21 protein-coding genes are annotated in these 25,560 nt (G+C 74.0%); 10 read left to right on the top strand and 11 right to left on the bottom strand.

Annotated elements, in window-relative coordinates; translation table 11 throughout:
* Positions 1-267: 267 nt before the first annotated feature.
* From TNCT1_RS27970 to rhaI, 8 genes are all read right to left on the bottom strand, one after another.
* Entirely contained in the window at positions 268-1,956 is a 1,689-nt protein-coding gene (locus tag TNCT1_RS27970; protein ID WP_143637496.1) for an ATP-binding protein, read from the bottom strand.
* A 37-nt stretch (positions 1,957-1,993) separates the two neighbouring features.
* Positions 1,994-2,863 (bottom strand): nucleic acid/nucleotide deaminase domain-containing protein, encoded by an 870-nt coding sequence (locus tag TNCT1_RS27965; protein WP_143637493.1) that lies wholly within the window; start codon positions 2,861-2,863, stop codon positions 1,994-1,996.
* Between the two features lie 137 nt (positions 2,864-3,000).
* Positions 3,001-3,648 carry a lactate utilization protein C gene (locus TNCT1_RS27960; RefSeq protein ID WP_143637490.1) on the bottom strand — a complete coding sequence of 216 codons (648 nt, stop codon included), beginning with the start codon at positions 3,646-3,648 and terminating at the stop codon, positions 3,001-3,003.
* A complete protein-coding gene (locus tag TNCT1_RS27955; RefSeq protein ID WP_143637487.1) occupies positions 3,645-5,123 on the bottom strand; it encodes a lactate utilization protein B in 1,479 nt (492 codons plus the stop codon). Before TNCT1_RS27955 ends, TNCT1_RS27960 begins: the two co-directional genes overlap by 4 nt.
* Positions 5,120-5,875, bottom strand: coding sequence for a (Fe-S)-binding protein (locus TNCT1_RS27950; protein WP_143637484.1), 756 nt, complete (start codon positions 5,873-5,875; stop codon positions 5,120-5,122). Before TNCT1_RS27950 ends, TNCT1_RS27955 begins: the two co-directional genes overlap by 4 nt.
* 74 nt (positions 5,876-5,949) lie before the next feature.
* Complete coding sequence (locus tag TNCT1_RS27945) at positions 5,950-7,398, bottom strand: rhamnulokinase family protein (RefSeq protein ID WP_143637481.1); 1,449 nt, start codon at positions 7,396-7,398, stop codon at positions 5,950-5,952.
* A complete protein-coding gene (locus tag TNCT1_RS27940; RefSeq protein WP_143637477.1) occupies positions 7,395-9,434 on the bottom strand; it encodes a bifunctional aldolase/short-chain dehydrogenase in 2,040 nt (679 codons plus the stop codon). Before TNCT1_RS27940 ends, TNCT1_RS27945 begins: the two co-directional genes overlap by 4 nt.
* Positions 9,435-9,499: 65 nt before the next feature.
* The gene (gene rhaI / locus TNCT1_RS27935; protein WP_143637474.1) at positions 9,500-10,660 is read right to left on the bottom strand and encodes an L-rhamnose isomerase; all 1,161 of its coding nucleotides are present in this window, start codon (positions 10,658-10,660) and stop codon (positions 9,500-9,502) included.
* A gap of 261 nt (positions 10,661-10,921) precedes the next feature.
* Here rhaI and TNCT1_RS27930 point away from each other — a divergent pair, with 261 nt between their 5' ends.
* From TNCT1_RS27930 to TNCT1_RS27890, 9 genes are all read left to right on the top strand, one after another.
* Complete coding sequence (locus TNCT1_RS27930; protein WP_143637471.1) at positions 10,922-12,439, top strand: sugar ABC transporter ATP-binding protein; 1,518 nt, start codon at positions 10,922-10,924, stop codon at positions 12,437-12,439.
* A 55-nt stretch (positions 12,440-12,494) separates the two neighbouring features.
* Positions 12,495-13,565, top strand: coding sequence for an ABC transporter permease (locus TNCT1_RS27925; RefSeq protein WP_143637468.1), 1,071 nt, complete (start codon positions 12,495-12,497; stop codon positions 13,563-13,565).
* Entirely contained in the window at positions 13,558-14,547 is a 990-nt protein-coding gene (locus TNCT1_RS27920; protein ID WP_143637466.1) for an ABC transporter permease, read from the top strand. The genes TNCT1_RS27925 and TNCT1_RS27920 overlap by 8 nt, the downstream gene beginning before the upstream one ends.
* Before the next feature lie 37 nt (positions 14,548-14,584).
* On the top strand, positions 14,585-15,664 hold the full coding sequence (gene rhaS, locus TNCT1_RS27915) for a rhamnose ABC transporter substrate-binding protein (RefSeq protein WP_143637463.1): 1,080 nt from the start codon (positions 14,585-14,587) through the stop codon (positions 15,662-15,664).
* A 17-nt stretch (positions 15,665-15,681) separates the two neighbouring features.
* Positions 15,682-16,002 (top strand): L-rhamnose mutarotase, encoded by a 321-nt coding sequence (locus TNCT1_RS27910; protein ID WP_143637460.1) that lies wholly within the window; start codon positions 15,682-15,684, stop codon positions 16,000-16,002.
* Between the two features lie 175 nt (positions 16,003-16,177).
* Positions 16,178-17,209: a LacI family DNA-binding transcriptional regulator gene (locus TNCT1_RS27905; RefSeq protein ID WP_143637457.1), complete on the top strand. Its 1,032-nt coding sequence runs from the start codon at positions 16,178-16,180 to the stop codon at positions 17,207-17,209.
* 98 nt (positions 17,210-17,307) lie between these two features.
* Positions 17,308-18,609 carry an alpha/beta fold hydrolase gene (locus TNCT1_RS27900; RefSeq protein WP_143637454.1) on the top strand — a complete coding sequence of 434 codons (1,302 nt, stop codon included), beginning with the start codon at positions 17,308-17,310 and terminating at the stop codon, positions 18,607-18,609.
* A gap of 155 nt (positions 18,610-18,764) precedes the next feature.
* The gene (gene sigJ / locus TNCT1_RS27895) at positions 18,765-19,658 is read left to right on the top strand and encodes an RNA polymerase sigma factor SigJ (RefSeq protein WP_143637450.1); all 894 of its coding nucleotides are present in this window, start codon (positions 18,765-18,767) and stop codon (positions 19,656-19,658) included.
* Between the two features lie 89 nt (positions 19,659-19,747).
* Entirely contained in the window at positions 19,748-20,686 is a 939-nt protein-coding gene (locus TNCT1_RS27890; protein WP_143637446.1) for a pentapeptide repeat-containing protein, read from the top strand.
* Between the two features lie 91 nt (positions 20,687-20,777).
* Here TNCT1_RS27890 and TNCT1_RS27885 read toward each other — a convergent pair whose 3' ends face one another.
* The gene (locus TNCT1_RS27885) at positions 20,778-22,298 is read right to left on the bottom strand and encodes a cytochrome P450 (protein WP_143637440.1); all 1,521 of its coding nucleotides are present in this window, start codon (positions 22,296-22,298) and stop codon (positions 20,778-20,780) included.
* Between the two features lie 121 nt (positions 22,299-22,419).
* Between TNCT1_RS27885 and TNCT1_RS27880 the strand changes: the two genes are divergently transcribed.
* On the top strand, positions 22,420-23,025 hold the full coding sequence (locus TNCT1_RS27880; RefSeq protein ID WP_143637435.1) for a TetR/AcrR family transcriptional regulator: 606 nt from the start codon (positions 22,420-22,422) through the stop codon (positions 23,023-23,025).
* Positions 23,026-23,103: 78 nt separating this feature from the next.
* Here TNCT1_RS27880 and TNCT1_RS27875 read toward each other — a convergent pair whose 3' ends face one another.
* The gene (locus tag TNCT1_RS27875) at positions 23,104-24,258 is read right to left on the bottom strand and encodes a lactonase family protein (protein WP_143637605.1); all 1,155 of its coding nucleotides are present in this window, start codon (positions 24,256-24,258) and stop codon (positions 23,104-23,106) included.
* Between the two features lie 208 nt (positions 24,259-24,466).
* Positions 24,467-25,537, bottom strand: coding sequence for a hypothetical protein (locus TNCT1_RS27870; RefSeq protein WP_143637432.1), 1,071 nt, complete (start codon positions 25,535-25,537; stop codon positions 24,467-24,469).
* Positions 25,538-25,560: the final 23 nt, after the last annotated feature.

Genomic DNA, 25,560 nt, shown 5'->3' with positions numbered 1-25,560 from the left:
GGCCGCGTGCTCCGTCCCCGTCGACTGCTGGTCTCCTGCCTCCAGCCAACGGGACAGGTTGTCAGGTACACAAGAGTAGACGGTGCCGTGTCACGGTCATGTGACAGGAGTTCCATCTGACGGTGACGACAGGGCAGTTGGCCGGGCCGCACGGGGACACCGGGCGCGCCGGAACGCGACGGCCGGGCGATCGCCGCTGTCCGCACGGCACTTGGCCCGGGTGGCGGGCGCCGCCCCGGGCGCCCGCCGTTCACCGCACGGCGGCCGTCACCGCGCCCGCAGCCGCACGAGCGCCTCGTCCGTCCCCACCATCAGGTCGCCTTCCGCCGTGAGGGCGAGGGCGTTGGCCCGGCTGCCGGGGCGGAAGACGCGCAGCCGGTCGTCGTCGAGGACCCGGTGTTCCACCAGGCCGTCGGCCCACGCGATCGCGAGGACGAGCCCGGCCCCGGCCGTCGTCACCGCCACCGCGTCGACGGCGCAGCCGCGGGCGGCCACCGGCTCGGGCATGGGGCCGGCGTGGGGGGCCCACGCGCGTACGGTGCCGTCGGCGCCGCCCGTGTACAGCAGGAGGACCGTGTCGCCCCCAGCGGAGACGGGCAGGGCGGTTCCGGCGACCGCGGTGACGCGGCCCCGGTGCAGGGCGCGGGTGCGCGGCTCGGCGCCGGCGCTCACCACGTGCACCGTCCCCGCGGCGTCACCGAGGACGACGCGGTCCCCGGCGCCGGCCAGCGCGGTGAACGCCTCCCGCTGACGCCCCGTGTACTCCGCCACCGCTTCGAGGAGCCGCTTCTGCCCCGAGGGGCCGTCGTCGAGCAGGGCGGCGAGCCCCTTGGGCCGCGTCGACTCGGCGGCGCGCTGGGTGTGCAGGAGACCGTGCTCGTCGAGGGCGCTGACGGTGCCGTCACCGTGCTCGGCGATGGCGAGGACGCCGGGCGCGGCGTGCGGCAGGCGTCCGGTGGAGTGGGCGCTCGCCGCGTCGAGGACGCGCACGGTGCCCTGGTGGTCGGCGACGACGAGCTGCCCGGCCAGGGGGCCCGTGCCGGCCGTCAGGGAGCGGACCGGTCCGGGCCACGGCGGGGTGACGTCGCCGCGCACCCGGTGCCAGACGAGCGTCCAGGAGGCTTCCCGGGCAAGGGATTCGAGGATCGCGGGCAGCCGCGGATCACCGGCGTCACCGAGGGCGGCCAGGAGGACCAGGGCCCGTTCCGCGGCCGGCTGCTCGCGGGTCAGGGAGGCGCCGGCCCGCAGCCAGGCGGCGCGCAGTCCGCCGTGGTCCTCCGCGGAGCGTTCGTAGGCGGTGGTCACGCTCCAGGGGTCGGCGGCGCACACCGAGGCGGGATCGTCCAGGTCGAACGGTTCCTCGGGTTCCGGTTCCCGCTCCGCGGACCCGGCCCGGTCGGCGGGGTGGGCCGCGTCCCAGGACTCGCGGCGGGCCTCGTCGGTCCACCGGGGCTCGTCCAGGTCCATGCGGGCGCAGGGCGCGGCGGTGAGCGCCTGCGCCCACGGCGTACCGGAGCGGACCTCGACGATCACTCGCACGTGCTCCAACGATGCCAGGGACAGCGCGAGTTCGACGAGCGGGCCGGGCTGGTCGGCGCCGTGCAGTTCGGGCAGCGCGATGACGGTGCGGCGCCGGTCCGCGGCGAGCGCGGTCAGCAGGTCGCCCGGGGAGCGGGCGGCGACCGACAGCTGTTCGCCGAGCATCCAGGCGGCTGTGGTCGCGGTCTGGCCGGGCAGCGGCACGAAGCCGTGGACCCGGCGTTCGCCGACGGTGCCGGGCCGGGTGCCGTGGCCGATCAGCCAGGCGAGGAGCCGCGACTTGCCGCTGCCCTCGGCGCCGGTGACCACGGCGAGACCAGGGGCGTGGGGGTCGCCGAGCCAGGCGAGCAGGGCGGCCGCGGCGGGCTCCCGCCCGGAGGCGGGACGGGACCAGGGCGGGGCGGGATCGGCGGTCACGCACCCGCCTCCGTTCCCGCGGCGCCCGGGCCGCGAGTCACTGCCGGGCCTGCCGCGCGGCGTGGGTGATGAGTTCCTTGAGGCCTTCCTCGCGGGACTCCGCGGTGGCGCCGTAGTCGAAGCTGTGCGTGAACTCGGCGTGCGGGAGGACGGCCTGGAGCCAGGCGGCGCAGTAGTGGCCCGGCATCATGCACGGTTCGAGCTCGCAGTAGACGCGGCGGACCTGCTCGGGCTCCACCCCGCTGGAGGAGAGCCGCTGCCACAGCTGCTCCTCGGGGTGCGGGCGGCCGGGACCGGCCTGCGCGGTGACGATCTGCTTGGCGCCGTCCTCGCCGACGTACTCGAAGGCCGACGAAAAGGGGAAGTTGAGGGTGTGCCGGACGTCGTCGAGCACCCGCGACCACCAGTTCTCCCGGTCGGCGACGGCCTCCGGGTCGATCTGCCGGATCTCCCGGACCAGCGCGGCGAACGCCTCGGCGGCCGACTGCAGTCCGTCGGAGGCGGCGATCACCGGCAGGGCGCGGTCCAGAGCGGCGGCGCAGTGCGTGAAGGCGGCGACGTCCGAGCTGACGAACAGGGCGGCCTCACCACGGCCGAGGAAGACCGCCTGCACGGAGCCGTCGGTGCGCACGCACAGGTTCGCCAGCCGGTCGGTGCCGATGCGCACCCACTCCGCCCAGTCGCCCTGCAGGGCCACGCCACGGTGGCCGGTGTACATCCCGAGGGTGGGCCCGTCGGTCTCGTCCGCCGCGATGAAGTACGGGCCGACGTGCAGCGGCACACCGACCTGCGCGAGGTGGGCGCGGGCCGAGGCCGGCACGGTGCCGTACGAGGCGGGCACGCTGATGCGGCGCAGCCCCTGGGGACCGAACTGTGCGACGGCGGGGTCCGAGGGGAGCTCGGGCATCACAGACCTCTCACGGTGGCGGACTTACCGGCCCCACCCTATGCGCAGTCGGGTGTCCCGGCGGCGCGGACCCCGGCGCCCGGGTCCGCGCACGCGAGACGCGCGCGGAGCCGGGCGCGTCGCGTCCGGCACACCGGTCACTCCCCGTCCACCAGCACCACCTCCAGGGTGCGCGGCCCGTGCACCCCCTCCACCCGGTCGAGTTCGATGTCACTGGTCGCCGACGGCCCGGAGATCCAGGTCAGCGGGCGGGCCGGGTCCAGCCGGCCGAGGGCCTGCGGGACGGAGGCGACCACCTGGTCCGGGACGCGCACCACGCACACGTGGTGGTCGGGGATCAGGGTGATGCGGCGCCTGCCCTGGTCCGGGGAGCCGTCCAGGACGATCGTGCCGGTCTCGGCGATCGCGACCGCGCACCCGGTGACCACGCTGTCCACCCGGTCCAGTTCACGCGCCGTGCTCACGGCCCTGTCCGCCACCCGGGCGGGACCGGTGGCCGCCAGCCACCCGGCCGGCAGGCCCGGCGGCACGAGCACCCGCTCCGAGCCGCGTTCGGCTAGCAGCCGGGCGATCAGGTCCGGCAGGCCCGCCGCGTCCGTGCGGTGCACGACCGCCCGGTAGTCCGCCAGGTTCTCCGCCAGCAGCTCCACGGTCTGCCCGGCCGTGAGGCCGCCGTGCTCGCGCAGGTAGTCCCGCGCCACCGCCTCCTCGTACGGCGTCTCGTCCGCCGGCAGGTCCGCGAGCGCGCGCCGCACCCTGCCCAGGATCCGTTCCCTGCTGCTCACTTCGCCGTGCCCTTCCCGCCGTCCGTACGCCGCCACCAGTCCCGGAACGGCTCCGCCGGCACCGCCGGCAGGTCCCGGGTGCCGCTCCACGCCCGGCCCGGACCCGGCAGTGCGCGCGGATGCAGCCGGCGGGTGCGGGAGGCGATCCGCTGCCCGGCGCGCAGCGCGCCCGGGTGGGCGAACGCCCAGCGCGCGGCCCGCATCGCCGCCCGCTCGGCGGCGTGACCGCGGGCCGGCCTCAGCACCACCTTGTTGCCCGCCCGGACCGCCTCGCCACCCTGCGCGACCCGCTCCCGCAGGTGCACCAGCACCTCCGGGATGTCGATGGCGACCGGGCACACCTCGTAGCAGGCCCCGCACAGCGAGGACGCGTACGGCAGCGAGGCGTCGATCTCGCTGCCGGTGCCGCGCAGCTGGGGGCTGAGGATGGCGCCGATCGGCCCCGGGTACACCGAGCCGTAGGCGTGGCCGCCCGCCCGCTCGTACACCGGGCACACGTTCAGGCAGGCCGAGCAGCGGATGCAGCGCAGCGCCTGCCGGCCCACCTCGTCGGCGAGGGTGTCGGTGCGGCCGTTGTCGAGCAGGACCAGGTGGAAGGTCTCCGGCCCGTCCCCGCCCGTGGTGCCGGTCCACGTCGACGTGTACGGGTTCATCCGCTCGGCGGTCGAGGAGCGGGGCAGCGTCTGCAGGAAGACCTCCAGGTCCCGCCAGGTGGGCACGATCTTCTCGATGCCGACGACCGAGATCAGCGTCCTGGGCAGGGTCAGGCACATCCGCCCGTTGCCCTCGGACTCCACGACCACCAGCGTGCCGGTCTCCGCGACCATGAAGTTGGCTCCGGAGATCCCGACCTCGGCCCGCAGGAACTTCTCCCGCAGGTGCAGCCGGGCGGCCTCGGCGAGCTCGGCGGGGGAGTCGCTCAGGCCCTCCGGGGCGGGGCGGCCCCACGCGGCCATCTCGGCGCGGAAGATGTCCCGGATCTCGCCCCGGTTGCGGTGGATGGCCGGGACCAGGATGTGCGAGGGCCGGTCCTTGCCCAACTGCACGATCAGCTCGGCGAGATCGGTCTCGTAGGCGCGGATCCCCGCGGCCTCCAGGGCTTCGTTGAGCCCGATCTCCTGCGTGGCCATCGACTTGACCTTGACGACCTCCGACTCGCCGGTGGCCCGGACCAGTTCGGTGACGATCCGGTTGGCCTCGTCGGCGTCGGCGGCCCAGTGCACCGTGCCGCCCGCCGCCGTCACCGCCTCCTCCAACTGGACCAGGTACCGCTCGAGATGGCGCAGCGTGTGGTCCTTGATCCGCTTGCCCGCCTCCCGCAGCGCCGCCCAGTCGGAGACCTCGGCGACCGCCCTGGCCCGCTTGGCCCGGATGGTATGGGTGGCGTGGCGCAGATTGCCACGCAGGGTGGGGTCGCCGACGGCTTCGCGCGCCGCCTCGGGGAAGGCCGGCATGCCCAGGTACGTTCCGCTCATGCGGCCGGGTCCTCCTCCGTGCTCGCCAGGATCTCCGCGATGTGCACCGGCCGCATGTCCGTGCGCAGCCGGCTCATCGTGCCGCCGATGTGCATCAGGCAGGAGTTGTCGGCCGCGCACAGCACCTCGGCGCCCGTCGACTCGGCGGCGCGCACCTTGTCCGCGCCCATCGCCGCCGACACGTCGGCGTTCTTCACCGCGAACGTGCCGCCGAACCCGCAGCACTCCTCGGCGCCCGGCAGCTCCACCAGTTCCAGTCCCTCGACCGCGTTCAGCAGCCGCCGTGGCCGGTCGCCCAGGCCCAGTGCGCGCAGTCCGTGGCAGGTGGGGTGGTACGTCACCCGGTGCGGGTAGTAGGCGCCGACGTCCGTCACCCCCAGCACGTCCACCAGGAACTCCGTCAGCTCGTACGTCTTCGGCACCACCGGCGCGAGCACGCCGGCCAGCGCGTCGCCGCGGCCCTCGGCCCGGGCTCGCTCGCCCATGCGCGGGTACAGCTCGCGGACCATCGCCCCGCACGACCCGGACGGGGTCACGATCGCCTCGTACTCCCCGAAGACCTCGGCGAAGTGCCGGGCCAGGGGCTCCGCCTCATGCCGGTAGCCGGTGTTGTAGTGCGCCTGCCCGCAGCAGGTCTGGTTCATCGGGAAGTCGACCTCGACCCCCAGTCTGGTCAGCAGTCTCACCACCGCCCGGCCGGTGTCCGGATAGAGCGTGTCGTTGACACAGGTCAGGAACAGGGCGACACGCATCGCGGCTCCTAGGCTTCGGTCGTCGGACGTTTGCAGGGTAATCGGCGTGATATCCGCCGGGCGGCGGGCGCGGCTCACCGCGTGGCGAGCCGCGCCGCCGCCTCCCGCCAGCGGGCGGTGCCGCCCCGGGGTGTGTAGCGGGTCAGGGGCTGGGTGCGCGTGAGCAGCCGGCGCATGCTCGCGAGGTCGCCCGCCAGGCCGTGCGTGCGGGCCTGCACCAGCACGTTGCCGAGGGCCGCCGCCTCGGTCGCGCCCGCCACCACCGGCAGCCCGCAGGCGTCGGCGGTGAGCTGGCACAGCAGCGCGTTGCGGGTGCCGCCGCCGACGATGTGGACGACGTCGACCGGATGGTCGGCCAGCCGCTGCGCGTCCTCGACGGCCCGGCGGTGGGCGAGGGCCAGCGAGTCCAGGATGCAGCGCGTCACCTCGCCCCGCGTCACGGGCACCGGCTGCCCCGAGGCCCGGCAGGCTTCGGCGATCCGCTCCGGCATGCCGCCCGGCGCGAGGAACGCCTCGTCGCCGGCGTCCACCACCGACCGCAGCGCCGGGACCGCGGCCGCCTCGCGCAGCAGCGGCCCCAGATCCGGTCCGCCCCAGGCGCGCACGCACTCCTGGAGCAGCCACAGCCCCATGATGTTGCGCAGGTAGCGCACGGTGCCGTCGAGCCCCAGCTCGTTGGTGAAGTTCGCGGCCCGGCTCTCCTCGGTGAGCACGGGCGCGTCGAGTTCGAGACCGGCCAGCGACCAGGTGCCGGTGCAGATGTAGGCGAAACGCCCCTGCGTCGCCGGGACCGCGGCCACCGCCGACGCCGTGTCGTGCGAGGCGACCGCGGTGACCGGCACCGGACCGGTGAGCCCGGTCTCCGCCAGCACCTCCGGCCGCAGCAGCCCCGCCGGGTCGCCGGGCCGCCGCAGCGGCGCGAACAGCCCGAGGTCGACGTCCAGCCGCTCGGCGACGCCGTACGCCCAGTCACGGGTGCGCGGGTCGACGAGCTGGGTGGTGGAGGCGTTGGTCAGCTCGGTGCCCTGTTCGCCGGTCAGCCAGTACGTCAGCAGGTCCGGGATCAGCAGGAGCCTGCGCGCCTGGGCGAACTGGGCACTCGAGCGGGCGGCGGCGAGCTGGTACAGGGTGTTGAAGGGCGCGTACTGCAGACCGGTCGCCGCGTACAGCTCGGCGGCCGGCACGGTCGCCCACACCTCCCCCGCGACGCCCTCGGTGCGGGCGTCGCGGTAGTGCACCGGGTTGCCCAGCAGGGCGCCGTCCGCGTCCAGCAGGCCGTGGTCGACGGCCCAGCTGTCGATGCCGACGGAGTCGACCGGGCCCGCGGCCCGCAGCCCGTCCAGCACGCCGGCGTACAGCCCCAGGACGTCCCAGCGCAGGCCCTCCGGGATCCTGACCGGCCGGTTGGCGAAGCGGTGCACCTCGGTCAGCTCCAGCGAGCCGGGGCCGACCCGGCCGACCATCACCCGCCCGCTGGAGGCGCCCAGGTCGACGGCCGCGTAGGACCGCACTGCGCCGCTCATCGCAGGAACGCGGCGGCCACACCCGCGTCGACCGGGATGTGCAGTCCGGTGGTGTGGGTGAGTTCCCCGCCGGTGAGCGCGAACACCGCGTTCGCCACATGCTCGGGCAGCACCTCCCGCTTCAGGATGGTCCGCTGGGCGTAGAACTCGCCCAGCTTCTCCTCCGGCACCCCGTAGACCGCGGCCCGCTGGGCGCCCCAGCCGCCCGCGAAGATGCCGGACCCGCGGACCACACCGTCCGGGTTGACCCCGTTGACGCGGATGCCGTGCTCGCCCAGCTCGGCCGCCAGCAGCCGCACCTGGTGGGCCTGGTCGGCCTTGGTGGCGGAGTAGGCGATGTTGTTGGGGCCGGCGAAGACGGCGTTCTTCGACGCGATGTACACGATGTCGCCGCCCAGTCCCTGCGCGGTCATCACCCGGGCGGCCTCCCGGGAGACCAGGAAGGAGCCGCGCGCCATGATGTCGTGCTGCAGGTCCCAGTCCCTGGCCGAGGTCTCCAGCAGCGGCTTGGAGACGGAGATGCCCGCGTTGTTGACGACCAGGTCCACTCCGCCGAAGGCGAGCACCGCGGCCTCGAACGCGGCCGCGATCTGCTCCTCCGAGGTCACGTCGACCGTGACGGCGACGGCCCTGTCGGCGCCGCCGAGCTCCTCGGCGACGGCCGCGGCGTTCGCGCCGTCGAGGTCCGCCACGACCACGCAGGCGCCCTCGTCCGCCAGCCGCCGGGCGATGGCCCGGCCGATGCCGCTGCCCGCGCCGGTCACCAGCGCGACGCGCGTGGCCAGCGGCTTGGGTGCGGGCATCCGCCGCAGCTTGGCCTCCTCCAGCGCCCAGTACTCGATGCGGAACTTCTCCGACTCCTCGATCGGCGCGTACGCGGACACCGCCTCGGCGCCCCGCATGACGTTGATCGCGTTGACGTAGAACTCGCCCGCCACCCGGGCGGTCTGCTTGTCCTTGCCGAAGGAGAACATGCCCACCCCGGGGACCAGCACGATCGCCGGGTCGGCGCCGCGCATGGCGGGGGAGCCGGGCAGCGCGTGCCGCTCGTAGTAGGCGGCGTACTCCTCGCGGTAGGCGGTGTGCAGCTCCTTCAGCCGGGCGACCGCCTCCTCCAGCGGCGCGGCCGGCGGCAGGTCAAGCACCAGCGGGCGGACCTTGGTGCGCAGGAAGTGGTCGGGGCAGGAGGTGCCGAGGGCGGCCAGCCGCGGGTGCTCGGCGCGGGAGACGAAGTCCAGCACCACGTCCGAGTCGGTGAAGTGGCCGACCTGCGGCCGGTCCTGGGAGGCCACGGCCCGCACGTACGGCGCGAGCGCGGCGGCCCGCTCCCGGCGCTCGGCCTCGGGCAGGGCGCCGTAGCCCTCCAGGACAGGGCCGAACGGCTCGGCCCTGCCTTTCTCCTCCAGGAAGGCCTCGGCGGTGCGGATGATGTGCAGCGAGTTGCGTTCGCACTCCTCGGCCGTCGCGCCCCAGGCGGTGATGCCGTGACCGCCGAGGACGACGCCGATCGCCCGCGGGTTGGCCTTCTTGACCGCCGCGATGTCGAGGCCGAGCTGGAACCCGGGCCGCCGCCACGGCACCCAGGCCACCGTCTCGCCGAAGCACTCGGCGGTCAGCTTCTCCCCGTCGGCGGCGCAGGCGAGCGCGATGCCGGAGTCGGGGTGCAGGTGGTCCACGTGCGGGGCGTCGACGAGGCCGTGCATGGCGGTGTCGATGGAGGGGGCCGCCCCGCCCTTGCCGTGCAGGCAGTAGTCGAACGCGGCGACCATCTCGTCCTCGCGCTCGACACCCGGGTAGACGCCGGTGAGGGCGCGCAGCCGGTCCAGCCGCAGCACGGCGAGCCCGGCCTCGGTGAGGGTGCCCAGGTCGCCGCCGGACCCCTTCACCCACATCAGCTCCACGTCACCGCCGGTGACGGGATCGGTGCCGGTTCCCTTGGCGGAGGCGTTGCCGCCGGCGTAGTTGGTGTTGCGGGGGTCGGCGCCCAGCCGGTGCGAGCGGGCGAGCAGAGCGGCGGCTTCGGGATGCGTGGCCATGGATCTCGGTCCTTCTGCGGAAGAGGGTGGATACGGGCGGCGGGGGGCGGTGCGGTCGGGTCGCCTCAGGCTCCCCACCCGGCCTGCTCCCCGCCCACCCGCTCGGCGACGATCCGCTCCGCCCAGCCGGAGCGGGCGTACGCGGCGATCGGGTCGCCGTCAAGGCCCATCTCCTCGCGCACCTCGCGCAGCAGCGGCCGGACATCGGTGTTGTAGGCGTCCATCAGCACGGCGTTGGCGCCCAGGACGTCACCGGAGGCCTGCGCCGCGGCCAGCGCCTCCCGGTCGACCAGCAGCGCCTTGGCCGTGGCCTCCTGGACGTTCATCACGGAGCGGATGATCGCCGGGATCTTCGCCTCGATGTTGTGGCACTGGTCGAGCATGAACGCCACCTCGGAGCCGAACCCGCCCCCGCGCACCACCTCGTACATGATGCGGAAGAGCTGGAACGGGTCGGCGGCGCCCACCATCAGGTCGTCGTCGGCGTAGAAGCGGGAGTTGAAGTCGAACCCGCCGAGCCTGCCCTCCCGCAGCAGCGTGGCGACGATGAACTCGATGTTGGTGCCCGGCGCGTGGTGTCCGGTGTCGACCACGACCTGCGCCTTCGGCCCCAGCTTCAGGCAGTGCGCGTACGCCGTGCCCCAGTCCGGCACGTCGGTCGTGTAGAAGGCCGGCTCGAAGAACTTGTACTCCAGCAGCATCCGCTGGCCGTCCCCGAGCCGGGCGTACACCTCCGCCAGGCCCTCGGCCAGCCGGTCCTGCCGGGCGTGGATGTCGTCCTGGCCGGGGTAGTTGGTGCCGTCCGCGAACCACAGCTTCAGGTCCCGCGAGCCGGTGGCGTCCATGATGTCGACGCAGGCCAGCAGGTGGTCGACCGCCTTGCGGCGCACCCGGGCGTCCGGGTGGCAGATGCTGCCCAGCCGGTAGTCGTCGTCCTGGAAGGTGTTGGAGTTGACGGCGCCGAGCCGTACGCCCTGCTTCTCGGCGAACCCGGCCAGCGCCGCGTAGTCCTCGACGGCGTCCCAGGGGATGTGCAGGGCGACCGTAGGCGCGACCCCGGTGAACTCGTGGACCTTGGCCGCGTCGGCCAGCTTCTCCCGGGGCGAGCGCGGGATGCCGGGCTGCGCGAACACCTTGAAACGGGTCCCCGAGTTCCCGTACGCCCACGACGGCGTCTCGACGGCCTGGGTCCTGAGCGCGGCCTTCACCGCGGCGAGGTCGGTCACTTGGGGGCTCCTGTGGTGTCGGGTGGAACGACTGAGCTGTTGAAACGATTCAGAACGGCAAGCTATGAGGCGTCCGGGGAGGTGTCAAGCACTCCGGCCAACACCGTCGTCCGTGACTCTGCCGTGACCTTCGGCTATCGAAAGTTTTTCGACTCGGACCCATTGACGTGACATGCCCGGGATGCCTAACGTCCCGGCAATCCAGTTGAAACCTTTCACGACGTCGAGGGGCAGTGCCGCCGGCGTCGTCGAGGAGCCCCCATGACCCACCCGCCTGACCCGGGGCCGACCCCGGTGCTGGCCCTGCGGGACGTCTCCAAGTCCTTCGGTGCCGTGCGCGCCCTGCGAGGCGTCTCCCTGGAGCTGCTGCCCGGTGAGGTGCACGCCCTCGCCGGGGAGAACGGCGCGGGCAAGTCGACCCTCATCAAGACGCTCGCCGGGGTGCACCGCCCGGACTCCGGACAGGTGCTGCTCGACGGCGAGCCCGTCGTCTTCCACGGGCCCGGCGACGCCCGCGACGCCGGGATCGCCGTGATCTACCAGGAGCCGACGCTCTTTCCCGACCTGTCCATCGCCGAGAACATCTTCATGGGCCGCCAGCCCCGCCGGGCCCTCGGCCGGATCGACCACAAGGCCACGCACGCGGCGACCACGGCCCTGATGCGGCGGCTCGGCGTCGAGCTCGACCCCGACCGGCCCGCCCGCGGACTGTCCATCGCCGACCAGCAGATCGTGGAGATCGCCAAGGCGCTCTCCTTCGACGCCCGGGTCCTGATCATGGACGAGCCGACGGCAGCCCTGACCGGCAGTGAGGTCGCCCGGCTCTTCGGCGTCGTCCGCACCCTGCGCGAGCAGGGCGCCGCGGTGCTGTTCATCTCCCACCGGCTGGAGGAGATCTTCCAGATCTGCCGCCGGGTGACCACGCTGCGGGACGGCGCCTGGATCGCCAGCGAGCCTCTCGACGGCATGACCGAGGACGACCTGGTCCGCCGGATGGTCGGCCGCGACCTGGACGAGCTGTACCCCAAGCAGGACGTCACGCCCGGCGAGGTCGCGCTGAGCGTGCGCCGGCTGACCCGCGAGGGCGTCTTCACCGACGTCTCCTTCGAGGTGCGGCGCGGTGAGATCGTCGGTCTCGCCGGTCTGGTCGGCGCCGGCCGCACCGAGGTGGCCCGCGCGGTGTTCGGCGTCGACCGTTGGGACGCCGGCGAGGTGGAGGTCGAGGGCCGCAGGCTCACCCGGGGGGCGCCGTCCACCGCGATGGCCGCAGGACTCGCCCTGGTTCCCGAGGACCGGCGCGCCCAGGGCCTGGTGATGGAGATGTCCATCGCGCGCAACATCGGGCTCACCGGACTGCGCACGACCGTGAAGGCCGGACTGATGGACCGCGGCGCCGAACGCAGCCGCTCCCTCGACTGGGCGGTACGCCTCCAGGTGAAGTACGCCCGGATCGCCGACGCCGTCTCCACCCTCTCCGGCGGCAACCAGCAGAAGGTAGTCCTCGCCAAGTGGCTGGCCACCGGCCCGAGGGTGCTGATCGTGGACGAGCCGACGCGCGGGATCGACGTCGGCACCAAGGCCGAGGTGCACCGGCTGCTCAGCGAGCTGGCCGCCGACGGCGTCGCCGTCCTGATGATCTCCTCCGACCTGCCCGAGATCCTCGGCATGGCCGACCGGGTGCTCGTCATGCACGAGGGCCGGATCACCGCCGAGATCCCGCGCTCCGCGGCCACCGAGGAGATGGTGATGGCCGCCGCCACCGGAAGGGCCGCCGCATGACAGCCCCAGGAAGGGCCGCCCGTATGACCCCGACCGTCACCAGGAGGGCCGCCGCATGACGGTGACCACCCCGAACGAGGCACCGCTCACCGAGGTGCCCGGCTCCAGCGGCACCCGGCTGGTGGACCGGGTCTTCAAGATGCGCGAACTCGCCATCCTGGCCGTCTTCCTGGTGATGATCGCCGTCACCCAGGCCGGCAACAGCGAGTTCCTGTCCGAGCAGGGCATCAAGGACCTGCTGCTCAACGCCACGATCCTGGTGCTGGTCGCCACCGGCCAGTCCCTCGTCGTCATCACCCGCAACGTCGACCTCTCCGTCGGCTCCACCCTCGGCATCAGCGCCTTCGCGGCCGGCACCTATCTGCACGACGGCGGGAACCCGGCCGTCGCACTGCTCCTCGCCGTCCTGCTCGGCGTCGCCTTCGGCCTGCTGAACGGTGCGCTCGTCAGCCTCGGCCAGGTGCCCGCGCTGGTCGTCACCCTCGGCACCCTGTACATCATCCGGGGCATCGACTCCATCTGGGTCGGCTCCCGGCAGATCACGGCGGCCGACCTCCCCGGCGGATTCGTGGACTTCGGCTCCGGCGGCGTCTCCGCCGTCCCGTGGCTCGCCCTCATCGCGCTCGCCGTCCTGATCGCCACCGCCTACTACCTGAAGCACTTCGGCAGCGGGCGCGAGCTGTACGCGCTCGGCTCCAACCCGGAGGCCGCCCGGCTGGCCGGCATCCCCGTCCGCAGGCGCATCCTCACCGCCTACACCGTCTGCGGCGCCCTCGCCGGGCTCGCCGGCGCCCTGTACCTGGCCCGGTTCGGCAACGTCGACTCCGGCACCGGCAACGGCTACGAACTCACCGTCGTCAGCGCCGTGGTCGTCGGCGGCGTCGCCTTCACCGGCGGGTCCGGCAGCGTCTACGGCGCCGCCCTCGGCGCTCTGCTGCTCACCTCCGTCAACAGCGTGCTCCCCGCCCTCGGCGTCAGCTCCGTGTGGGTGCTCGCGATCAACGGCGTCCTGCTGCTGCTCGCCATCGCCGTGGACCGGGTCGTCGCGCTGCGGGTGGCCGCAGCCCTGAAGAAGAAGTCGGCCCTCAGCAAGGCCACCCCGACCAAGGAGAACGCCGGTGCCTGAGACGCTGAGCCGCGCCGTCCGCTGGGACACCGTCGTCGGCGCCCTCCTGATCGTCCTGCTGCTGCTGTCGTTCGGCTTCGTGGACGGCTTCGGCAACGCCCTCAACCTGTCCTTCCTCATCGGCAACACGCTGCCCATCGCGCTGATCGCCCTGCCCATGACCCTGCTGGTGGTCTCCGGCGAGATCGACCTGTCGGTCGCCTCCACGGCCGGGCTGTCCGGCGCGGTGCTGGGCAAGCTGTGGAACCAGGGCATGGCCATCGAGACGATCATCCCGCTCTGCCTGCTGCTGGGCGTGGTGTGCGGCCTGGTCAACGGCCTGCTGGTGACCCGGCTCGGCCTGCCCTCGCTCGCCGTCACCATCGGCACCCTCGCCGCCTACCGCGGCATCGCGCAGATCGTGCTCGGCTCGGACGCGGTGACCGACTTCCCCGCCCGGTACCAGGAGTTCGCCGCCGGGCGTCTGGGCGACAGCTTCCTGCCCCAGGCCTTCCTGCCCTTCCTGGTGCTGCTCGCCGTCGCCGTCGTCGTGCTGCACGCCACCCCGTTCGGCCGGTCGCTGTTCGCGGTCGGCGCCAGCGAGGAGGCGGCCCGGTTCGCCGGCATCCGGGTCAAGCGGGCCAAGCTGCTCCTGTTCGTCGCCACCGGGTTCATGTCCGCGCTCACCGGCGTCTTCTGGGCCCTGCACTACGCCAGCGCCCGCTACGACAACGCCACCGGCCTCGAACTCTCCGTGGTGGCCGCCGTACTGCTCGGCGGCATCGACTTCGACGGCGGCAAGGGCACGCTCGGCGGCGCGATCGCCGGGGTGTTCCTGCTCGGCGCGCTGCAGAACGTGATGAGCCTGCTGAACGTCTCCGCCCAGTCCCAGATCGTCGTCACCGGCGTGCTGCTCGTCGTCTCCGTGCTCGGACCCCGGGTCGCCCGCCAGATCACCGTCGCGAGGGCGGGCCGCAGAGCCGCCCCGGCACCGACGTCGTAACTCCCCGCCCGACCGACCCTCGTAAAGGAAACCGACCATGCGCCAGTCCACCCTGCGCCGCACCTGCGTGGCCCTCGCCGCCGTCACCTCCCTCGCGCTCGCCGCCACCGCCTGCGGGGGCACCACCAAGGACGACGTCAAGAACGACACCGGAGCCGCCGCCTCCGCCGGCAAGGCCGACCCGAACGCGGCCACCAAGAAGGGACTGACCGTCGGCTTCCTGCCCAAGCAGGTCAACAACCCCTACTTCACCACCGCCGACAAGGGCGGCGAGAAGGCCCTGGCCGAACTGGGCGAGAAGTACAAGGAGGTGGGCCCCTCCAGCGCCACCGACACCTCCGGCCAGGTGAGTTACGTCAACACCCTCACCCAGCAGCGGGTGGACGCGATGGCCGTCTCCGCGCAGGACCCGGGCGCCCTGTGCACCGCGCTGAAGCAGGCCATGACCAACGGCATCAAGGTCGTCACCTACGACTCCGACACCAACCCGGGCTGCCGCAACGCCTTCATCTCCCAGGCGTCCGCCGAGGACCTGGGCCGCACCGAGGTGCAGCTCCTCGCCGAACAGATCGGCTACAAGGGCGAGATAGCGATCCTGTCGGCGGCGCAGACCGCGACCAACCAGAACACCTGGATCGGCTTCATGAAGGAGGAGCTGAAGGACCCCAAGTACAAGAACGTCAAGCTCGTCAAGATCGCCTACGGCAACGACGACGCGCAGGCGTCCTTCCAGCAGACCCAGGGCCTGCTCCAGGAGCACCCGAACCTCAAGGGGATCATCTCCCCGACCACCGTCGGTATCAAGGCCGCTGCCCAGTACCTGTCCGGCTCCAAGTACAAGGGCAAGGTCAAGCTGACCGGTCTCGGCACCCCCAACGACATGCGCAAGTACGTCAAGAACGGCACCGTCGACGCCTTCGAGCTGTGGGATCCGGCCAAGCTCGGCGACCTGGCCGCCCGTACCGCCGTCGCCCTGGCCTCCGGGCAGATCAGCGGCAAGGAGGGCGAGACGTTCAAGGCGGGCGGCACGGCCTTCACCATCGGCAAGGACGGCGTGATCAACCTGGGCAAGCCGACCGTGTTCGACGCCAAGAACATCGACCGGTTCGACTTCTGAGGCCCGAGGGGGCGTTGATGCGACGCGTGTGCTTCCTGCTGAAGGTCAGGGCGGACCGCCTCGACGAGTACCGCGAGCGGCACGCCGCCGTCTGGCCGGAGATGCTCGACGCGCTCCGGGCGGCCGGCTGGCACGACTACTCGCTCTTCCTGAGGGACGACGGCCTGCTCGTCGGCCACCTGAGGACCGAGGACTTCGCCGCCGCCCGGGCCGCGATGGAGGCCACCGACGTCAACGCCCGCTGGCAGGCGGAGATGGCGCCGTTCTTCGAATCGCTGGACGGCGCCCGGCCCGACGAGGCGATGACACCGCTCACGGAGGTCTTCCACCTGCCGTGACCGCCGCCGCGAGCGGGGCCGCCGCACCCGCCGTAGCCGGGCCGTGATGCCGGTGATGACGGTAATGTGAGGGCCCTTCCGCCCGTGAGCGCGCGGTGAGTCCGCCCTCGGTCGCCCGGGCGCCCGTGAGCGCGTCCCCCCGCCGTCCCCTCGTCCCCTGGAGGTCCGAAGTCCGATGGCCCAGTCGGTGGGTATCAAGGACGTCGCCCGCGCCGCCGGAGTCTCGGTGGGCACGGTCTCGAACGTCATCAACCGTCCGGAGACCGTCGCCGGCGACACCCGGGCGCGGGTGCTGTCCGCGATCGACCGGCTCGGCTACGTGCGCAGCGAGTCCGCCCGGCAACTGCGCGCCGGCCGCAGCCGGATCATGGGTCTGCTCGTGCTGGACATGGGCAACCCGTTCTTCGTGGACGTGGCGCGCGGCGCCGAGCGGGCCGCCCGGGACGCGGGGCTCGGCGTGATGGTCTGCAACAGCGCGCAGAACGCGGCCGAGGAGGCGGAGTACCTGTCGCTCTTCGCCGAGCAGCGGGTGCGCGGGGTGCTGCTCACCCCGGCCGACGCCACCGGCCGCAACATCGCGGCCTTCCGCCGGCACGGCATCCCCTTCGTGCTGGTCGACCGGGTCGCCGAGGGCACCACCGAGTGCTCGGTCTCCGTGGACGACGTGGCGGGCGGCGCCCTCGCCGTGCGGCACCTGGTCGACGCCGGGCACCGTTCGATCGCCTACGTCAGCGGTCCGCCCGGTCTCAACCAGGTGCGCGACCGCCGTACCGGTGCCCTGAACGCCCTCGCCGAGGCCGGGCTCGGGCCCGACGCCCTGCGCGAGCTGCCCACCGAGCGCCTGGACGTGGCCGCCGGCCGGGACGCGGGCGCCCGGCTGCTGGGCCTCGCCGACCGCCCCACCGCCGTCTTCTGCGCCAACGACCTGCTCGCCCTCGGTGTGCTCCAGGCCCTCTACGCGGCCGGCGTGGTCGTCCCCGACGACCTGGCCATCGTCGGCTACGACGACATCGAGTTCGCCGCGGCCGCCGCCGTGCCGCTGACCTCGGTACGGCAGCCCGCCGTCACCATGGGCGCCCTCGCGGCCGGGCTGCTGCTGGAGGAGACCGAGGCCGGCGCGGAGGGCGGCGCCGGCCGGCACGAGCACCGGCGCGTGGTGCTCCAGCCGGAGCTTGTGGTGCGCCGCTCCAGCCTCGCCGCCCGCTGACCGGCGGTTCAGCGGCAATCCGTGCTCCCGGGTGGGTGGGCCCCGCGGCCGGTGTGCTGAACTGGGACGCGTCCGTGCCGTCCGTCCCGGGAGAACCGTTGACTTCCAGCTACCGCCAGCCCGGTGTCGTCCTCACCGACCGCCGCTTCACCGTGCCCCTCGACCACGCGCGGCCCGACGGGGAGACCATCGAGCTGTACGCCCGTGAGGCGGTCGCGAGCGACCGGGCGGGGCAGGACCTGCCGTGGCTGCTGTATCTGCAGGGCGGGCCCGGCTTCGGGGCGAATCGTTTCGTCGGACGGCAGGCCTGGCTCGACCGCGCCCTGAAGGACTACCGGGTCCTGCTCCTGGACCAGCGCGGCACCGGCAGCTCCACGCCCGCCAACCGGCAGACCCTGCCGCTGCGCGGCGGCCCCGCCGAACAGGCCGCCTACCTCACCCACTTCCGCGCCGACTCCATCGTCCGCGACTGCGAGGCCGTCCGCCTCCTGGTGACGGGCGGTGCCCCCTGGACCGTCCTGGGACAGAGCTTCGGCGGTTTCTGCGCGGTGTCGTACCTCTCCCTGGCCCCCGAGGGCCTGAGCACCGCCGTCATCACCGGCGGCCTGCCCTCCCTCGACGCCCACGCCGACGACGTCTACCGGGCCGCCTACCCGCGCATGGAACGCAAGGTCGCCGCGCACTACGCCCGCTACCCGCAGGACGTCGAGCGGGCCCGGCGCATCGCCGACCACCTCCTCACCCACGACGTCGTGCTGCCCGGCGGCCACCGGCTCACCGTGGAGGCCTTCCAGTCCCTCGGCCTGATGCTCGGCATGAGCGACGGCAGCCACCGGCTGCACTTCCTGCTCGAGGACGCGTTCGTGCGCACTCCCGGCGGCCCGGAGCTGTCCGACGCCTTCCAGGAGCAGGTGCGCGGCCTGCTGTCGTACGCGGCGCACCCGCTGTACGCGCTCGTCCACGAGTCCATCTACGGCCAGGACGCCCGCCCCACCGCCTGGGCGGCCGAGCGGGTACGGGCGGAGTTCCCGCAGTTCGACGCGGCCAAGGCGGTCGCAGGCGACGCCCCGGTGCTGTTCACCGGCGAGACGGTGCACCCCTGGACGTTCGACACCGACCCGGCCCTGCGCCCGCTGCGTGAGACCGCCGAACTGCTCGCCGCCCGCACCGACTGGCAGCCGCTGTACGACCCGGCCCGGCTCGCCGCCAACGAGGTCCCGGTCGCCGCGGCGGTCTACCACGACGACATGTACGTGGACGCCGGCCACTCGCTGCGCACCGCCCGCGCCGTGCGGGGGCTCCGGACCTGGGTGACCGACGAGTACGAGCACGACGGGCTGCGCACCGGTGCGCCGCGGGTGCTGGACCGGCTGCTCGCCCTGGCCCGCGACGAGGCGTGAGCCAACGGGACGCGGCACAGGAGGAGTTGCGGCGCAAAAGGAGTTGCGGCGGCGGGCCGGCGGCATAGTCTGCGGCCGTGGGCGGGCCGGTGATCACCGGACCGGATCCGCGGCCGCCGGCCGGCCGGGGCCGCCACCGAGCGAACGGGGACCTGATGAACCGCACCGACCTGCTCGCCGACCGCTTCGAGGAGCACCGGGGGCAGTTGCGCGCGGTGGCCTACCGGATGCTCGGCTCGCTGACCGAGGCGGAGGACGCCGTCCAGGAGGCCTGGCTCAGGCTGGGCCGCAGCGACACGGACGGGATCCGCAACCTCGGCGGCTGGCTGACCACCGTGGTGGGCCGGGTCTGCCTGGACATGCTGCGCTCGCGCACCGCGCGCCGCGAGGAGCCGATCGACGACACCTTCGTCCCCGACCCGGTGGTCCGGTCCCTCGCCACGACCGACCCCGAGAAGGAGGTGCTGGAGGCCGACTCCGTCGGGCTCGCGCTCCTGGTGGTCCTGCAGACGCTGGAACCGGCCGAACGGCTGGCGTTCGTCCTGCACGACATGTTCACCGTGCCCTTCGACGACATCGCCCCCGTCGTCGAGCGCACCCCGGCCGCCACCCGGCAGCTCGCCAGCCGGGCCCGGCGCCGGGTCCAGGGGGCCGGACCGGCCGCCGACCCCGACCTCGGACGGCAGCGGCAGGTGGTCGACGCCTGGCTGGCCGCCACGCGCGGCGGTGACTTCGAGGCACTGCTCGGCCTGCTCCACCCGGACGCCGCGCTGCGCGCCGACGCGGGCGCCCTGGTCCGGGGCGTGGGCGCCTCCAAGGCGGTCAGCGGGGCCCGGACGGTCGCCGAGCAGGCCTCGATGTTCGCCCACCTCGCCGTCCACGCCCGGCCCGTGCTGGTCAACGGAACGGTGGGCCTGGTCACCGCGCCCGGGGGACGGCCGGTCTCGGTCACGGCGTTCACGGTCGCCGACGGCCGGATCACCGGCCTCTACATCCTCGCCGACCCGGAACGCCTGGCCCGCCTCGAACTGCCCGCGCTGGAGGGCTGAGAGGGTCATGGGCCGGGTGCGGCCGGGACGGAGACCATGGCCGCGGGCCGCGCGTCCGCGCGTCCGCGCAGGCCACTAGGCTTGACGCCATGCCGGATCAGACACCCGACCTCGCCGTTCTGCGCGGTGACTGCGCCCAGTGCTTCGGGCTGTGCTGCGTCGCCCTGCCCTTCGCCGCGTCCGCGGACTTCGCGCTCGACAAGCCCGCGGGCAGGCCCTGCCCGAACCTGCGCGACGACCACCGCTGCGGCATCCACGCCGGTCTGCGCGAGAAGGGCTTTTCCGGCTGCACGGTCTACGACTGCTTCGGCGCGGGCCAGAAGGTCTCGCGGCTTACCTTCGAGGGGCAGGACTGGCGTACCGGCTCCAAGGAGCACGCCCGCCGGATGTTCGAGGTCTTCCCCGTCGTACGCCAACTGCACGAACTGCTCTGGTACCTGACGGACGCGCTGCGCCTGGAGGCCGCCCGGCCCGTCCACGCCGGCCTGCGCGAGGCACTGGAGCGCACCGAGCTGCTCACCCGCGGGACCCCCGAGGAACTGGCCCGGCTGGACGTGGCCGCCCACCGGCAGGAGGTCAACGTCCTGCTGCTGCGCGCCAGCGAACTCGCCCGCGCGGACGCCGCCGGCGGAACGGACGGACCGGACGGACCGGACGGGCATGACGGCAGGGGCGGCAAGGCCGGGAAGGCCGGGAAGGCGGGCAAGGGCGGAAAGCGGGGCAAGGGCGGCCGGCGCGCGACCAAGGACCGCAGGGGCGCCGACCTCATCGGCGCCCGTCTGCAAGGCGCCGACCTGCGCGGGGCCAGTCTGCGCGGCGCCTACCTCATCGCGGCCGACCTGACCGGCGCCGACCTGCGCGACGCCGACATGATCGGCGCCGACCTCCGTGACGCGAACCTGACCGACGCCGACCTCACCGGCGCCTTCTTCCTCACCCAGCCCCAGGTCAACGCGGCCCGCGGCAACGCCGGCACCAGGCTCCCGCAGTCGGTCACCCGGCCCGCGCACTGGGTGGCGGGCGACTGAGAGCCCCGGGCCGCGGAGGTTCGCCCAGCGCGGGCGGGGGCGCGCCGGTGCTCTTCGCGGGCCGGAGCGCGCCGGTGCACTCCGGCCGGGGTCAGCCGCCCGTCCCGCTCACCGGGCAGCGGACGGCCGTGCCGGGGCCGGTATCGGGCACGGCGACGGGTGCCGGGGCGGGGGAGGGGCGTCGTTCCAGGCGCAGGCGCAGGCCCTCCGGCATCACCGTCAGGCGCTCGGTGACCCTGAGCCGGTAGGCGGGGTCGGCGCGCAGCTCGTAGCGGCGCAGCAGCAGGCCGAGGACAAGGGTCGCCTCGTGCAGCGCGAACTGGCGGCCGATGCAGGCCCGCGCGCCGGTGCCGAACGGCTTGAAGGTGTGCGGGGGCCGGGCCCGTACGGCGCCCGCCGCGAAGCGGTCCGGGTCGAAGCGCTCGGCGTCCTCGCCCCACACCTCGGGGTCGCGGTGCAGCAGCGGCAGCAGGACCAGCGCCCAGGCCCCGCGCCGCATCGGATGCTCCCCGGCCAGCACCGTGTCCTGCCGGGCCTCCCGGGCGTAGGCGGGCGCGGTCGGCCACAGCCGCAGCGACTCGTCCAGCACCCGGCGGACGTAGCGCAGCCTGGCGACCTGCTCGTAGCCCGGCTCCGCGGTGTCCCCCCAGACGCGGTCCACCTCGGCGCGGGCCCGGGCGGCGACCTCCGGGTGCCTGGCGAGGTAGTACAGGGCGAACGACAGCGCGCCCGAGGTGGTCTCGTGGCCGGCCACGAGGAACGTGATCACCTGCTTGCGCACGTTCTCCGCGGACAGCCGCCGCCCGGTCTCCGGGTGCGAGGTGTCCAGCATGCGGTCGAGCAGGTCCCCGTCCCCGCCGCCCGAGCGGCGCCGGGCCGCCACGACCTCGTCGACCGTGCGGTCCAGGTGGGCGATGTCGGCGGCGTTGCGCCGGGCGGCGCCGCGCAGCAGCAGCGGCGCCAGCGGCACCGGCACGCTGTTCAGGCGCTGCGCGTAGCTCAGCGTGCCGACCATCGCGGTCACGAACGGATGCGGCCGGTCCCGTTCGAAGGAGCCGAAGTCGTGTCCGAACCCGGTGCGGGCGATCGTCTCCAGGGTCAGCTTCGTCATGTCACCGGGCACGTCCACCGTGCGGCCGGCGGCCAGCTCCCGGTCCCAGTGCCCGGTCAGCCGCCCGGCCACCGCCAGCATCATCGAGTGGTAGCCCGCCATGGCCTCCCGGCTGAAGCCGGGCGCCAGCACCTCGTGCGCCAGCTCCCAGTTCGGCTCGTGGTTGTACGCCGTGAACAGCCCGTCCCCGGCGACTGGGCGGAGGTTGGCGACCCCGAGACCCACGTGCTTGGCGAACCGTGACTCGTCGGAGAGGTCGGCGACGAGCCGAGCCCCCCACAGGAACACGAACTCGTTGCCGAACACCCGGCGGCGGAAGACGGGCCCCAGTTCACGCCCGAAGCGCATCGAGTCCTGCAGCGGCCGGCGCCGGTCGACGCCGAGCACATCGCCGAGCAGCGGCAGCCGGCGCGGCGGATGCGGGATGCGGTGCAGCTCGGGCCAGCCCTGTTCGGCACCGCGGAACCCCCTGGGCAGCCCGGTCTCCGTCGTCACCGCCATGACGCGATCTCCCTTGATCCAGCGGATGGTCGAACCTGTGACGCGCGCGTGTTGTACGTGAGTTCAATAACGCGTTCCAGTGTGGTCCGCTTGTTGAACCGGCGTCAAGTAAAGTGACGGCATGCCCGCGAACCAGGGGGAACGCGCCCGGCGCAGACTCAGCACCGAGGAGCGCCGTGAGCAGTTGCTGTCGGTCGGCGCGCGGCTGTTCTCGGAGAGCCCGTACGACGAGGTGCGCATCGAGCGGGTCGCCGAGATGGCGGATGTCTCCCGCGGGCTGCTCTACCACTACTTCCCGACCAAGCGGGACTTCTTCGCCGCGGTCGTGGAGCGCGAGAGCGAGCGGATGCTGCGCATGACGGCGGCCGTGCCCGGGGTGCCGGTGCGCGAGCAGCTCCTCGCGAGCCTGGACACCTACCTCGCCTACGTGCAGGCGCACGCGCACGGCTTCCGCGCCTTCCACCGCGCCGACGCGGCCGGTGACCAGGCCGTGCGCCGCGTCTACCAGCGGGCCCTGGCCGCCCAGGAGCAGCAGATCCTGGGCGCCCTGGCCGCCGACCCCGAGTTCGGGCCCGCCTTCGAGAGCACTCCGGGGGTGCGGCTCGCCGTGCGCGGCTGGCTCGCCTTCACCACCGCCGTCTGCCTGGAGTGGCTGCGCGACGGCGCGCCGGCCCGGGAACAGGTCCGCGACCTGTGCGCCCGCGCGCTCCTGGGAGTCATCGCCTGACGTTCCGCGCCGAAAGGCGTGGCCGGCGCGCGCCCCGGTCCTGGGGCCCGGGCGGGCGCCGCCGCCCGCCCCCGCCCCCTACAGCGGCAGCGCGCAGACGGCGACCGGTGACGCGAACGGCTCGCCCGCCAGGCGCAGCCCGCCGCCTTCCGGGTCCACGTGGAACACGGTGACCGTGCCGGAGCGCTGGTTCGCCGCGAACAGCAGCCGGCCGTCCGGCGAGAGGGCGATCTGCCGCGGGAAGTCCCCGGCCACCGGCACCGTGCCGAGCAGCCGCAGCCGCGCTCCGGAGTCCTCGACGGCGTAGCGCGCGATGCTGTTGTGGCCGCGGTTGGCGAGGAACGCGTACGAGCCGTCCGCGGTCACCAGGAACTGCGCCGGGTAGTTGGTGCCCCCGGACGAGCCCGACGGCTGCGGATCGCCGATCGTCAGGCGGCCGGTGGGCGGGTCGTAGGCGCAGACCGCGACCGTGTCGTCCACCTCGTTCGCCAGGTAGGCGTGGCGGCCACCGGGGTGGAAGGTCAGATGGCGCGGGCCCGCGCCGGGCCGGGCGCGCGCCCGGGCGACCTCGGTGAGGGTGCCCCGGCGCTCGTCGAGCCGGTAGCTGTAGACGGTGTCGGTCCCGAGGTCGACGGCGAGGACGTGGCCGCCGTCCGGGGCGGTGACGAACTGGTGCGCGTGCGGGCCCTGCTGCCCGGGGCCGGGCGCGGGACTGCTGTGGGTGACCACGGCGGTGCGTTCGCCGAGCGCCCCCGAGGCGTCGATGGGGTGCACGGCGACACTGCCCGACTGGTAGTCGGCGCTCAGCAGCCAGCGCCCGCCCGGGTGCACCGAGAGGTGGCAGGGGGCCGCCCCGCCCGTGCCGCGGGCGCCCAGCACCTTGCGGTCGGCGAGCCGGACGGCGGTGACCGCGCCGTCCTGGCGCTCGTCGACCGCGTACAGCGTGCGGCCGTCGGGGTGGACCGCGAGGTACGACGGGTCGGGGACGCCGGTGAGAGTGCCCCTGCCGGTGATCCGGCCGGTCGCCGGGTCGTACTCGGCGAGCCCGATGCCGGCGCCGCCGCCCTCCGCGGAAGTGTAGGTGCCCAGATACAGCGGACGGGGACGGTCCGGCCCACGGGGCGGGCGCGCCGTGCGCTCACCGGACCGCGGAGCCGGACCGGCCGGCGCCGCGGGGGCGGGCGGCTCGGCAGCCGTGACGGGCACCGCCACCACGGCGGCCGCACCCGCCACGGCCCCGACGAACCGGCGCCTGCTCCAGCCGGTCCCCGGTTCCCGGTCCCGGCCGGGCGCGCCGGAGCCGCCGCGCACCGCCCGTTCCTCCTCGTCCATGCCGCACCTCAGGTCGTCGGTCGTCCCGCTGGTGCAGTCACCTTGGCGCGGACCGGCCGGTGAAGGCAAGAACGGCAACGGCCGTTGCGCGGCGCGCAACGCGGTCCGGCTACCAGTCGCCGTCCTCGACCGGCTTGCCCGGCGCGTCCTTCAGCGGGGTCACCTGCCCGGGGGACGGCTGCTGCCAGGGGTCGAGGTCGTCGCCGAGCCAGTCGCCGACCGGCTTGACGTCGGTCAGGGCGCCGGAGGGGTCGAGATCCTCGGCGTCCTCGTCGTAGTAGTCGTACCAGGGCAGCCCGGCCCGTGTGTACGCGGCGCGGTCCACCGGCGACGGCGGGGGCGCCTCGCCGGTGATGCGGCGCCACTCCGGAGGTGTGACCAGGTGGACGAAGACCCGTCCGGCCGGCGTCTCGGACCAGTCCTCCAGGGGCCGGTCGTCCCGGTAGACCTCCTGGTGCATCGAGCCGCCGACGCCCAGCCCCATCGCCGCCGCGCGCCGCGGGGGAGCGCCCGCCGGGGCGGAGGGCGCCGGCGGGGGCCCGCCGGGAGCGGCCGCCGCCATGGGGAGGGGTCCGCCGCCGGGCGGGGGCGCGCCGAAGCCGGCGAACGGCCCGGCCGTCCGCTGCCGCCGGCGCTCCCGCTCGGCGCGCCGCCACTCGGCCAGTGCGCGTTCCTTCAACCCGAACGCCTGGAGCTGTACGCCGCCCCACACCTCCTCGCCGGTGACCTGGCCCTCCACCGTCGCCCCCAGGCCGAGCGGCACGGCGACGAACTGCCGCACCGTGCCCTTGCCGGAGTTGATGCCGTCCAGCCACGGCTGGCGGGGCAGCACCAGGTAGTTCTGCGGCTTGCGGACCAGGTGGTCGCGCCATGGCTTCCCGGACACGGCGCACACCTTGCCCACGCCCACCTGGAGCGCGGCCGGCTCCGTCGTACCGGTGAAACTCAGCCACATCGCCTCGCGCAGGTGGACCGGAAGCATCACGCCACCGCGACCGCGCCACTGCCGCGGCACCCGGTCGCCGAAGTCGGACACCCGCCGCACCGGGAACTCGCCGAGCCCCGGCGGCAGCGGATGGGTGCCCTTCTCGGGCAGCCGCAGCGTGCGCACGAACCGCACCGCCACGCCGCCCGGCAGCCTCAGCGTGTTCCCGTCGATCCGTACCCCGGTCCCGGCCATCGGCCCGCCCCCTCGCCTCCTGG

The organism is Streptomyces sp. 1-11 (genome assembly GCF_007176755.1).
Taxonomy (GTDB): Bacteria; Actinomycetota; Actinomycetes; order Streptomycetales; family Streptomycetaceae; genus Streptomyces.
The sequence above is the reverse complement of the archived record's forward strand: the minus strand, read 5'-3'. Positions and strand labels throughout refer to the sequence as shown.